This window comes from Halalkalicoccus paucihalophilus, assembly GCF_001593955.1.
Classification (GTDB): domain Archaea; phylum Halobacteriota; class Halobacteria; order Halobacteriales; family Halalkalicoccaceae; genus Halalkalicoccus; species Halalkalicoccus paucihalophilus.
Map to the genome: position 1 here is coordinate 543,583 of NZ_LTAZ01000001.1, position 10,431 is coordinate 554,013.

At 67.1% G+C, this 10,431-nt stretch carries 12 protein-coding genes; 2 read left to right on the plus strand and 10 right to left on the minus strand.

The annotated features are described in order from the left end of the window. Positions 1-17: 17 nt before the first annotated feature. The 5 genes from rpsJ to HAPAU_RS02930 form a co-directional block, all read right to left on the minus strand. On the minus strand, positions 18-326 hold the full coding sequence (rpsJ, locus tag HAPAU_RS02910) for a 30S ribosomal protein S10 (RefSeq protein ID WP_066379314.1): 309 nt from the start codon (positions 324-326) through the stop codon (positions 18-20). A gap of 3 nt (positions 327-329) precedes the next feature. Then, on the minus strand, positions 330-1,595 hold the full coding sequence (gene tuf, locus HAPAU_RS02915) for a translation elongation factor EF-1 subunit alpha (protein WP_066379316.1): 1,266 nt from the start codon (positions 1,593-1,595) through the stop codon (positions 330-332). A gap of 129 nt (positions 1,596-1,724) precedes the next feature. Next, positions 1,725-2,798 carry a YihY/virulence factor BrkB family protein gene (locus HAPAU_RS02920; RefSeq protein ID WP_066379318.1) on the minus strand — a complete coding sequence of 358 codons (1,074 nt, stop codon included), beginning with the start codon at positions 2,796-2,798 and terminating at the stop codon, positions 1,725-1,727. A gap of 73 nt (positions 2,799-2,871) precedes the next feature. Beyond that, positions 2,872-3,816, minus strand: a complete 945-nt coding sequence (locus HAPAU_RS02925; RefSeq protein WP_066379321.1) for a homoserine dehydrogenase — start codon at positions 3,814-3,816, stop codon at positions 2,872-2,874. Next, complete coding sequence (locus tag HAPAU_RS02930; RefSeq protein ID WP_066379323.1) at positions 3,813-4,331, minus strand: amino acid-binding protein; 519 nt, start codon at positions 4,329-4,331, stop codon at positions 3,813-3,815. The genes HAPAU_RS02925 and HAPAU_RS02930 overlap by 4 nt, the downstream gene beginning before the upstream one ends. 119 nt (positions 4,332-4,450) lie before the next feature. Between HAPAU_RS02930 and HAPAU_RS02935 the strand changes: the two genes are divergently transcribed. Then, positions 4,451-4,990, plus strand: coding sequence for a 20S proteasome subunit A/B (locus HAPAU_RS02935; protein WP_066379325.1), 540 nt, complete (start codon positions 4,451-4,453; stop codon positions 4,988-4,990). A gap of 4 nt (positions 4,991-4,994) precedes the next feature. On the opposite strand, the gene HAPAU_RS02940 is transcribed toward HAPAU_RS02935, so the two are convergent. Continuing rightward, entirely contained in the window at positions 4,995-5,294 is a 300-nt protein-coding gene (locus HAPAU_RS02940; RefSeq protein WP_066379327.1) for a MazG nucleotide pyrophosphohydrolase domain-containing protein, read from the minus strand. 66 nt (positions 5,295-5,360) lie between these two features. On the opposite strand from HAPAU_RS02940, the gene HAPAU_RS02945 reads away from it, so the two are divergent. After that, on the plus strand, positions 5,361-6,647 hold the full coding sequence (locus tag HAPAU_RS02945) for an O-acetylhomoserine aminocarboxypropyltransferase/cysteine synthase family protein (protein WP_066379330.1): 1,287 nt from the start codon (positions 5,361-5,363) through the stop codon (positions 6,645-6,647). Here HAPAU_RS02945 and HAPAU_RS02950 read toward each other — a convergent pair. The 4 genes from HAPAU_RS02950 to HAPAU_RS02965 form a co-directional block, all read right to left on the minus strand. After that, entirely contained in the window at positions 6,644-7,453 is an 810-nt protein-coding gene (locus HAPAU_RS02950) for a methyltransferase domain-containing protein (RefSeq protein WP_066379332.1), read from the minus strand. The two genes, HAPAU_RS02945 and HAPAU_RS02950, sit on opposite strands and share 4 nt — an antisense overlap. Then, on the minus strand, positions 7,450-8,469 hold the full coding sequence (locus HAPAU_RS02955) for a zinc-binding dehydrogenase (RefSeq protein ID WP_066379335.1): 1,020 nt from the start codon (positions 8,467-8,469) through the stop codon (positions 7,450-7,452). The genes HAPAU_RS02950 and HAPAU_RS02955 overlap by 4 nt, the downstream gene beginning before the upstream one ends. 106 nt (positions 8,470-8,575) lie before the next feature. Then, complete coding sequence (locus HAPAU_RS02960; protein WP_066379337.1) at positions 8,576-9,343, minus strand: CDP-alcohol phosphatidyltransferase family protein; 768 nt, start codon at positions 9,341-9,343, stop codon at positions 8,576-8,578. Further along, the gene (locus tag HAPAU_RS02965) at positions 9,336-10,148 is read right to left on the minus strand and encodes an FkbM family methyltransferase (RefSeq protein WP_066379339.1); all 813 of its coding nucleotides are present in this window, start codon (positions 10,146-10,148) and stop codon (positions 9,336-9,338) included. The genes HAPAU_RS02960 and HAPAU_RS02965 overlap by 8 nt, the downstream gene beginning before the upstream one ends. Positions 10,149-10,431: the final 283 nt, after the last annotated feature.

A 10,431-nucleotide genomic window follows, 5' to 3' on the forward strand; every position in this document is an offset into this window, starting at 1 on the left:
GCGCACCTGAGAGGTGCTCAGTCCTCGAGAACGATCTCGATGGAGACGTCGTTGGGAACCTGAATGCGCATGAGCTGTCTGAGCGCGCGCTCGTCGGCGTCGAGGTCGATCAGGCGCTTGTGGACACGCATCTCCCAGTGCTCCCACGTCGCGGTCCCCTCGCCGTCAGGCGATTTCCGTGCTGGAACTTCGAGCGTTTTCGTCGGGAGCGGGATCGGACCCGACACCGCGACGCCGGTCTTATCGGCGATCTCGCGAACGTCGTCGCAGATGCTGTCGAGGTCGTTCGGACTCGTGCCGGCGAGTCTGACGCGTGCCTGTTGCATCGTTTATTTCTCGTTGACCTCGAGGACCCGACCGGCCGCGATGGTCTGGCCCATGTCACGCACTGCGAAGCTCCCGAGTTCGGGGATCTCCGAGGACGGCTCGATGCTGAGGGGCTTCTGTGGTCGAACGGTGACGACCGCGGCGTCGCCCGACTGGATGAAGTCCGGGTTCTCCTCCTCGACCTCGCCCGAGGCGGGGTCGATCTTCTGGTCGATCGCCTCGATCGTACAGGCGACCTGTGCGGTGTGGGCGTGGAACACGGGCGTGTAACCCGCGGTGATCACCGAGGGGTGCTGCATCACGACGATCTGGGCCTTGAACGTCTCGGCGACGCTCGGCGGGTCCTCGGCGGGGCCACAGACGTCCCCGCGGCGGATGTCGTCCTTGCCGATGCCGCGGACGTTGAACCCGACGTTGTCGCCGGGTTCTGCCTTGGGGACCTCCTCGTGATGCATCTCGACGGTCTTGACCTCGCCGCCGACGTCGCTGGGCTGGAACGAGACGTTCATGCCCGTCTCGAGGATCCCGGTCTCGACGCGTCCGACCGGCACCGTGCCGATACCCGAGATGGTGTAGACGTCCTGGATGGGCAAGCGCAGCGGCGCGTCCGTCGGCGGCTGCGGTGCTTCGAGGCCGTTGAGGGCCTCGAGCAGGATCTTGCCGTCGTACCAGTCGGTGTTGTCCGAGCGCTCGGCGATGTTGTCGCCCTCGAACGCCGAGATCGGGATGAACTCGGCGTCGTCGGTGTCGAAGCGGACCTGGTTCAGGAGCTGCTTGACCTCCTCGACGACCTCCTTGTAGTCGCCCTCGGAGTAGTCGACGAGGTCCATCTTGTTGACCCCGACGATCAGCTCGTTGATCCCCAGTGTTCGGGCCAGGAAGACGTGTTCCTGGGTCTGGGGTGCGACGCCGTCGTCAGCGGCGACGACGAGGACGGCGTTGTCCGCCTGGGACGCGCCCGTGATCATGTTCTTGACGAAGTCACGGTGGCCCGGACAGTCGACGATGGTGAAGTAGTACTCGTCGGTGTCGAACTCCTGATGGGCGATGTCGATGGTGACACCGCGCTCTCGCTCCTCGGCGAGGTTGTCCATGACGTAGGCGAACTCGAAGCCGCCCTTGCCCTTCTCCTCTGCCTCCTCGCGATGCTGCTCGATGACGTGCTCCGGTACGCTGCCGGTTTCGTACAGCAGTCGCCCGACGAGCGTGCTCTTCCCGTGGTCGACGTGGCCGATGATGGCCAGGTTCTGGTGTGGTTTGTCGCTCATGGATGTCTCACGCGCAATGGCGCTTATACAGGGGTTTTCGTCAGTTGCTCATAAAACGATTTCGATACGCTACCCGCCCGAAACGCCCGCCCTCGGGCGATTCCTGCCAACGACCCGCACGGTGAGCGCCTACCGCGGCCGGTAGCCAAGCGCCCGCAGGAGGCCCCGCTTCCAGACCGGCTTTTCGTACCACCGGAGCCGGTCGAGAAGCAACCGGTTTCGCCGGCGCACCGCCTCGGCGTCCTCTCGTCCGCTCCGGTCGGCCCGAGCGCTGGCGTCCGTCTCGGAGCGCTCGCGGGTGATCTCGGCGTGGCGCCGGTCGAGGCGCTCTCGTTCGCGGCGGAGCGCCCGCGCCTTCGCGTGGATCGCCTCGGAATCGTCCGGGGACGCGTCCGCCGAATCGGCGGCTCGCCCGGCGATGACCGCGTTGACGACCGCCCCGAGCAGGAGGACGAGCCCGCTGAAATACAGCCACGTCAACAACAGGAGGATCGCGCCGATCACGTCCGACCCGCTGGTCGATCCGCCGCCGGCGTAGCCGATATAGACCTGAAACAGCGCCTGCAACAGCGCCCAGCCGACCGCCGCGACGACCACGCCGGGGAGGACCTGTTTCGGGGTCAGCCCCTCGACATCCGGGAACCGGGAGTACATCGGGTAGAAGACGACAGTCAGCCCGACCACCAACACCAGCGGGTTGAGCAGCCCTATGAAGGGGATCTCCGGAAGGGCCGCGAAGGCCGTCGTCGCGACGACGGCACCGAGGACCGCCCCACCGATGGTGCCGAGGACGACGAGCCCGTCGACGAGCTGGTCGAGAAACGAGTTGTCCTCGACGGTGTCGTAGATCTCCGAGAATGCCGTATCGAGCCCGCGGAAGATCTTGAGCGTCCCCCAGATCAGGGTAACGGCCCCGATGACGCCCGCACCACCGGCGGAGCTGCCGGCCTCACCCGCGATGTAGCCGTCGAGCAGGCTCTGGGCGCTCGCCGGGAGGTACGACTGGGTGTAACCGGTGATCTCGTTTGCGAGCGACTGGTCGCCAACGACCGCGACGGCCAGAAAAAGCAACGCGAGCAGCGGGATCAGCGAGACGAACGCCTGATAGGCGATGCTGCCGGCCATGAACGTGACGTTCTCCTCGCTGACCTCCCGCGCGACCGCCCGCCCGAACGACTTCGCCTCCCCGAGACTCGGACTCATTGGTCGGAGATAATGGGGAGCGAGCGAATAGTCACCCGGCTTGCGATGGCCACAGACACGTCCGGGCGACCGATCAGCCCAGTCGTCCGACGTCCGAGAGCACCGCCGTGGCGGTCTCGGGCCCGCCCGCGCCGCGCCCGCTGAGATTCAACCGTCCCGCATGGGTCGTCTCGATCTGGACGATGTTTCTGGTGCCCGAGACCGCGAGCGTGCCGTGTTCGGGGATCAGCCGCGGACCGACCCGGACCCCCTCACGGGTCGCCTCGCCGATCAGTCTGACCGTTCGGCCGTCCTCGGCGGCGAGTTCGAGCGCACTCCCCGGAACGTCCTCGATCCCCTCGACCTCGGCGTCGGCGAGCGTGAACTCGCCGTTCCCCGAGAGGACGTTCGCCATGATCACGCACTTGAGCGCGGCGTCGGTCCCCTGCACGTCGAATGAGGGGTCGGCTTCTGCCACCCCGAGGTCCTGAGCTTCGGCCAGCACGTGTTCGTAGTCGAGGCCCTCGGCGGCCATCCGCGTGAGGATGAAGTTCGCGGTGCCGTTGAGTACCCCGCGGGCGGCGGTGATGTGGTCGGGGCCGAAGTCCTCGATCGTCGAGATCGCGGGGATCGCTCCTCCGACTGTCGCCTCGAATCGCACCTCGCCCGTGCTCGCGCGCTCTGCCGCGCGCAGGTCGCCGTAGCGTTCGGCGACGGGGCCCTTGTTCGCGAGCACGACGTGGCGGTCGCGTTCGAGCGCACCCAGAGCGTGTGAGAAGCCCGGTTCGGCGTCGCCCAGCGTCGTGGGCGTTGCCTCGACGAGCGCGTCGTACTCGGCGTCGATCGCCTCGTCGGGGTCGGCCGATCCCACCCGTCCCTCCTCGTCCTTCCGAGCCAGCACCGTCTCGGAGTCCAGCCCCTCGGGGTCGATCGCGGCGCTTTCGGAATCCGCGATCGCCACCACCGAGTGGCCGTACTCGCCCGCCAGATCGAGCACCGAGCGCCCGACCGCGCCGGCGCCGATAACGGCGAGCCTCACGCCTCGGCCCCCCGATCGAGCTGCGGTTCGATCACGAGCAGCTCCTTTTTCGCGGCCAGATCACGAACCCGCGAGAGCGCGTCCGCGACGCCACCGGCCTCGGCGGCCAGCCGGAGCCGGGCACTCGGGCGGTCGTCCTCCGGGGCCGACAACGAGAAGTCCAGTACGGAGAGGTTCGCACACTCCTCGAACCAGCGGAGGGTATCGGAGAGGTCCGTCTCGATGAGCGGGCCGACGAGGATCACCGAGACCGCCTCGGCGTAGCGCTCCTCGCCGGCTTGGATGACGTTGATGCCGGCTTCCCTGAGGGCTTCGACGATACCCGAGAAGCGTTCGGGGGCACACTCCAAGTCGACCTCGACGGGGATCCGCCCGCGCGGGGTGAGGTTGCCCCGCTCGTGGTAGATCGACAGCAGGTTGCCGCCGTTGTCGGCGATCGGTCGCAGCGCGTTCAACAGCTCGCCCGGCTCGTCCGTGAGTTCGAGCCGGACGGTGTGTGCGCGGGCGTCGCTCACCGACGCCCACCTCGTGGTCGGTACATGTCTTCCCTCGCGTGTGGGAGGTTATAAGAATTGAGCCATTCGGATCGGTGCGCGGACCAACGTTCTTGTGGCGGGCGGCCGTTTCCGCTCATATGGGCACAATCGTCGGAATCCGACTGGCGGACGGCGTCGCGCTCGCGGCCGATAAACGCGCGACGGACGGGAGTACGGTCAGAAGCGAGAGCGTCGAGAAACTCTTCGCGTTCGACGGCCCGGAGGCCGGTACGGTCGCGACGGGCGAGACCGGCTCGATCCAGACGTTCGGTCGCAAGCTCGACACCGAGGTCCGCCAGCGCGGGACCGAACAGGGCTCGCCGATCCGGATCGATCCGCTCTCGCGCCTCGCGAGCGAGCTTGCGAACGAAACCGGCGTCGAGGCGGTCGTCGCCGCCCGCGATACTGACGGGACCGCCCGGATGCGCGCGATCGACGGCGCGGGCGGTGAACTCGACGAGGAAGTCGCCGCGCGGGGGACCGGCGCGGAGTTCGCACTCGGCCAGTTGGAGGGGATGGACCGCGGGGTTCCGGTCGAAGAGGCGGCCGACGTCCTCGAATCGATCTTCGAGCGCGTGGCCGAACGGGACACGGAAACGGGTGCGGACTGTACGGTCTGGACGCTCGCGGACGGGTAGACGACTACTCGCCCGAGCCGACGGAGTTCGAGGAATCGAAGCGCTCGCGGTACTTCGCCAGGCTCGATTCGAGCGCCTCCTCGGGGTCGATCCCGCACTCCGCTGCCAGTGAGAGCAGCGAGTAGTAGGCGTCGCCGAACTCGTCCCGTAGCTCTTGGGTCGTCTCGACCTCCCGTTCGCCGTACTCGCTGGCTTTCAGCAGCTCCTTTGCGAGTTCGCCCGTTTCGCTTTCGATATCGAGCATCCGGCGCTCCGGATCCAGTTCGAGGTCGTACTCGTCGTTGAACTCGCTGACGCGGGACATACGGGCAGATCGGAGCGGGGCGATTAATAGGTAGGTTTTACCGCAGGGACTGTTCACATCGTACACATGGCAGACGAAAACACGGAGGAGTTCGCGACCCGAAGCGTCCACGCCGGACAGGAACCCGACGAATCGACCGGGGCGCGCGCACCGCCGATCTACCAGACCACCTCCTACGAGTTCGAGGACACGGACCACGCCGCACGGCTGTTCGCCTTAGAGGAGGCGGGCAACATCTACTCGCGGATCATGAACCCGACCAACGCGATGCTCGAAAAGCGCCTCGCCTCGCTGGAGGGCGGTGTCGCGGCACTCGCGACGTCCTCGGGGATGGCCGCCTTCGATCTGGCGACGTTCATCCTCGCGGAGGCTGGCGACAACATCGTCAGCGCGTCGGCACTGTACGGTGGCACCTACACCTACCTGACCCATACCGTCGAGAAACGCGGGGTCGAGACGCGCTTCGTCGACACGCTCGATTATGAAGGGTACGAGGAAGCGATCGACGAGGACACCGCCTACGTCCACCTCGAAACCATCGGCAACCCCGCGCTCGTGACCCCGGATATCGAGCGAGTAAGCGAGATCGCCCACAACCATGACGTCCCGCTGTTCGTCGACAACACGTTCGCGACACCCTATCTGTGCCGGCCCATCGAACACGGCGCGGACCTGGTCTGGAACTCGACCACCAAGTGGCTCCACGGCGCGGGCTCGACGGTCGGCGGCATCCTCGTCGACGGCGGCAGCTTCGAGTGGGAGTCGGGAGACTACCCGGAGATCACCGAACCCAACCCCGCGTATCACGGGTTGAACTTCCGGGAAACCTTCGGCGAGGCCGCCTTTGCCTACGCCGCGCGTGCCCGCGGGCTGCGGGATCTGGGCAACCAGCAGTCGCCGTTCGACGCCTGGGTCACCCTCCAGAAGCTCGAGTCCCTTCCCCTCAGGATGGAGAAACACTGCGAGAACGCACAGGTCGTCGCCGAAGCCTTAGAGAACAATCCCGCGGTCGATTGGGTGAACTACCCCGGCCTCGAGAGCCACGAGACCCACGGGGCCGCAAGCGAGTATCTCGATGGGGGTTACGGCGGGATGATCACCTTCGGCCTCGAAAACGGCTATGACGCCGGGCAGACGGTCTGTAACGAGGTCGAACTCGCGAGCATGCTCGCGAACGTCGGCGACGCCAAGACGCTGATCATCCACCCCGCCTCGACGACGCATCAGCAACTCTCGGCCGAGGAGAAGCTCGCGAGCGGCGTCACCGACGACCTGATCAGGATCTCGGTCGGGATCGAGGACCCCGCGGACATCGTCGCAGACCTGGGGCGCGCGATCGAGGCGGCGGCCTAACCACGACAGAGGACGTCGAGTTGGTGGGCGATGTAGATCAGTTCGCCGCCCTCGAACTGTTCGCGGCGTGCGGCGAGCCATTCTTCGAGTCCGTCGATCCCCTCGTCCGCGAGTGCCCCCTCGACCGTATCGAGGATGTGAGCGAGAAAGACCCGTTCGTCCCCGCTGTAGGGAGGGTAGACGACCCAATCAGAACTTCCGGCCGCGAGGACCTCGCCGCCCGCGTCTGGGACCGCCGCGAGGAGCCGTCGGCCCGTTTCGCTGCTGCCCTCCCGATCCATGTCGCGGTGGTACGCCCCGAGTACCCGGTCGTCGAGCGGGTGGGCAGGCTCGAAGATCGTCTCCCCGTCGAAGGTGATCGGGAAGTACGCGAGGCCGTTTGGGGAGAGCGCGTCGAGGAGGGCTGGAAGCGCATTATCGAGGTCCACGAGGTCGAGAAAGGCCTGTGCGACCAGCAGGTCGTACTCCCTATCGAGCACGTCGAAGCCGTCGCCGGTAACGAGGTGGGCCGTGATCTCGTCACGGACGAGGCGCTCGCCGTCTTCCGAAAACCCCGCGTCGAGGAGCCGTTCGCGGGCGGCGTCGACGTTTTCGGGTCGGTTGTCGATCGCGGTGTAGTCGACGCGCGCGGGGAGGACGCCCCAGTCGAGCAGGCGGGTGATCCCGGTGCCGACGCCCGCGCCGATCTCGAGCACTTCGAGGGGCCCCGACGGGAGTTGCTCGCGGAGTCGGTCGAGCACGCGGCGGTCGAGCGCGCGGTCGTCGATGGACCGTTTCGCGCGCAGGTACGCCTGAAACCCGGTCATGGATCGTAGGTCAACACGGCCCCGATCGCCTCCTCGGGGCGCTCTGCGAGCAGGCGGTAGGCTTCGGGGGCCTCCTCGACGGGCAGACGATGTGTGAGGAGCGCCTCGGTATCGAGATCGTTCAGACGATCCCACGCGAGGGCGAGCCGTCGGGCCTTGCCCCAGCGACCCCGAAGCGGGGGGTCGATCGTGCTGACCTGCGTGCTCTCGATTCCGATCCGACTCCGATGAAACCGTCCGCCGAGATCGAGGCTCGCGCGCTTGTTCCCGTACCACGACCCTACCAGCACCCGCCCGTCGTAGCCGGTCGCGTCGATGGCGGCGTCGAGTGCCGCGGGGTTGCCCGAGAGTTCGACCGCGAAGTCCGCACCCTCGCGATGCGGACCGGAGAGGGCATCGCGAAGGCCAGTTTCGGCGTCGGGTGGAACCGACTCGTCGGCACCGAGGGCGCGCGAACGCTCCCGACGGAGACGGTAGCGATCGACCGTGTAGAGTGCCGCGAGGGGGTGATCGGCGAGGATCGCGGTCGTGAGCAGGCCGAGGATTCCCTGTCCGAGGACGACCGCCCGCTCGCCGACGACCGGCGCGGCGTCCATCGCGACGTTTATCGCGGCCTCGACGTTCGGCAGCAGGGTCGCCTCGGCGTCGGAGAGGTCGTCAGGAACACACTGGAGTTCCGCGGGGTCGATACAGAAATGGCTCGTGTGGGGGTGAAAGGCGAACACCCGCTTGCCGAGCCAGCCGTCCTCGACGTTCTCGGTGGTTTCGATCACCCGGCCGACGGCGGCGTAGCCATACGAGATCGGGTAGTCGAGACCGCCAGCGAGCGACGGGATGGTCTCGTCGGCCGGGAGGTCCGCGGGGGCGTCGCCCCGATAGAGCAGGAGTTCGGTGCCGGGGCTGATCCCCGAACACGCGGTCTCGACGAGTACCTCGCCCGGATCGGGGTTCGGGACGAGGCGCTCCTCGATGCGGACCTCCTCGGGGGCGTGAAACGACACCGCGCGGGCGGTCATGGTCGCCCCTCGCAAGCGGGGTCGGGATCGGACGCCGGCGGATGAACGGTCATGTCGACAGGTAGGGGCGAACGGGTCATTGTTCTTGGGTCGGTTCGCCGAGCGGTCACGTTCCGAGTCGACCGGAGACGTAGAGCCAGTCGCGGACGAACCCGACGACGAAGGGGACCGCGACGAGGACGGCGGCGACGGTCGTGGCCGGCGGAGAGACGACCGGCGAGAGGACGACGGAGAGAAAGGCCATCTGGAGACCCGCAAGGAGGCGGCGACTCCGTCGGGGCGGGAGCGAGAGGACGGGGAGCCCACGCCGGCGACGAAGCGCGATCCCGAGGACGAACAGGTAGCGCGCGGCGCTGGCCGAGAGATACCAGAGCGGGAGTTGGCCGTAGACCACGGCCAGAAGCGGCGCGATCAGAATACCCAGCGCGTCGAACTCGGTGTCCAGACGCGCGCCCAGCGTCGTGGTGTGGTCGGTCAATCGGGCGATCGTCCCGTCGATGTAATCGGCGAGTGCGGCCGTCCCGTAGAGGACGGCGGGTAGCCAGACGAGCGATTCGGTCGGTCGGGGCAGGAGGAGGAAGCCGGCGAGAAACGCGATGAGGACGCCCCGAGCGACGGTGAGAAGCGTTCCGGGGCCGAGCGAGGGCAACAAACGTTCGTCGTCCCGGTTCCGGGGGAGGAATCGCCAGAGCAACGCGAGTTCGTACGCGAGGACGGGAACCGTAAGGAGGAGCCACCGGCGCGCGAGGTCGTCGGTCAGTAGCAGGCGAAGCCCGCCGAACGAGAGCGCGGTCGCGACCGCCGCGAGTGCCGCGACGATCAACCAACGAACGCGGAGCCGCCGGAGCGTTCGCCCCGCGTAGGCGTCACTCACGGGATTCCTCCGGGATGCAAACCCAGCCGTCCTCGCCGGGGATGATCGTGTAGCGTTCCGTGACGAGCAGGTCCCTGATCCCGGCCGCGGCCTCGCCGCGGTCGTCGGATTCGCCCTCGTTTCGGGCGTGGGGCTCGACGTAGACGAACGGCCGGTGGGTCGCGAGGACCTCGCGTGCGCCCCGGAGGACGTCGAGGCCGAACCCCTCGACGTCTACCTTGAGATGGTCCGGCGGTGGAACCTCACCCCCGTCGACGAGCGAGTCGAGCGTCCGGATCGGGACCTCCTCGATGTCGACGACACGGGCACCGAAGCGTTCGGCGTTGAACCGGTTGAACGAACTCAACTCGTGATACGAGGAGCGATGGAAGGGTAGCGAACCGTCCTCGGCTCCGAGGCCCACTTCGAGCGAGCGGATCCGCTCGTCGAACCCGCTCACGGCGACGTTCGCCCGGAGCGTCTCGGCGATCCGGGGGTTCGGTTCGAGCGCCACGACGGTCGATTCGGGGTACTCGGCGGCGACCGAGAGGGCATAAACGCCGGTGTTTGCGCCGACGTCGACGACCACGTCGCCGTCGCGACAGCGGTCCAACAGCGCCGCGAGCAGCCAGTCGTTCCCGTGGCGGTCGTAGAGTTCGTAGCTGCGAAACGATTCGTCGCGCACCCGCTTTTCTGTCGCTATCGCTCGGTAGCGGTAGTTGAGCCCCGCGAGACGGTAGTAGACGGCGTTCGGGAGCGAACGGCTGGCGGCGAGCGCATCACGGAGCCCCCGGAAGACGGCGTCGATCACGGTGGTCCGGTGCATCGACACCGGAGAATGGGTCGGAACCGGCTTCGGTGTTTCCCCCGTACCCGCCTGGTGGAAACGCCGGGACGTAACCCCAATCGGTTTCGAGACGGCAGGAGCGGGCACAGGTTCTTACGCGTTCGTTTCCTACGTCGAGATAGAACCATGAGCTCGGAAGAACTCACGAAAAACCAGGAGCGCTTCGACCACAAAAACGAGGAGCGATCCGCCTTCCGCTCCGAAAAAGGACTCACCGAAGAGGTCGTTCGCCTCATCAGCGAGGACAAAAACGAACCCGACT

Bases quoted from the DNA above. Each gene is read 5' to 3' on its own strand.
- rpsJ (WP_066379314.1), bottom strand. From the start codon at position 326: ATGCAACAGGCACGCGTCAGACTCGCCGGCACGAGTCCGAACGACCTC.
- tuf (WP_066379316.1), bottom strand. From the start codon at position 1,595: ATGAGCGACAAACCACACCAGAACCTGGCCATCATCGGCCACGTCGAC.
- HAPAU_RS02920 (WP_066379318.1), bottom strand. From the start codon at position 2,798: ATGAGTCCGAGTCTCGGGGAGGCGAAGTCGTTCGGGCGGGCGGTCGCG.
- HAPAU_RS02935 (WP_066379325.1), top strand. From the start codon at position 4,451: ATGGGCACAATCGTCGGAATCCGACTGGCGGACGGCGTCGCGCTCGCG.
- HAPAU_RS02940 (WP_066379327.1), bottom strand. From the start codon at position 5,294: ATGTCCCGCGTCAGCGAGTTCAACGACGAGTACGACCTCGAACTGGAT.
- HAPAU_RS02945 (WP_066379330.1), top strand. From the start codon at position 5,361: ATGGCAGACGAAAACACGGAGGAGTTCGCGACCCGAAGCGTCCACGCC.
- HAPAU_RS02950 (WP_066379332.1), bottom strand. From the start codon at position 7,453: ATGACCGGGTTTCAGGCGTACCTGCGCGCGAAACGGTCCATCGACGAC.
- HAPAU_RS02955 (WP_066379335.1), bottom strand. From the start codon at position 8,469: ATGACCGCCCGCGCGGTGTCGTTTCACGCCCCCGAGGAGGTCCGCATC.
- HAPAU_RS02965 (WP_066379339.1), bottom strand. From the start codon at position 10,148: ATGCACCGGACCACCGTGATCGACGCCGTCTTCCGGGGGCTCCGTGAT.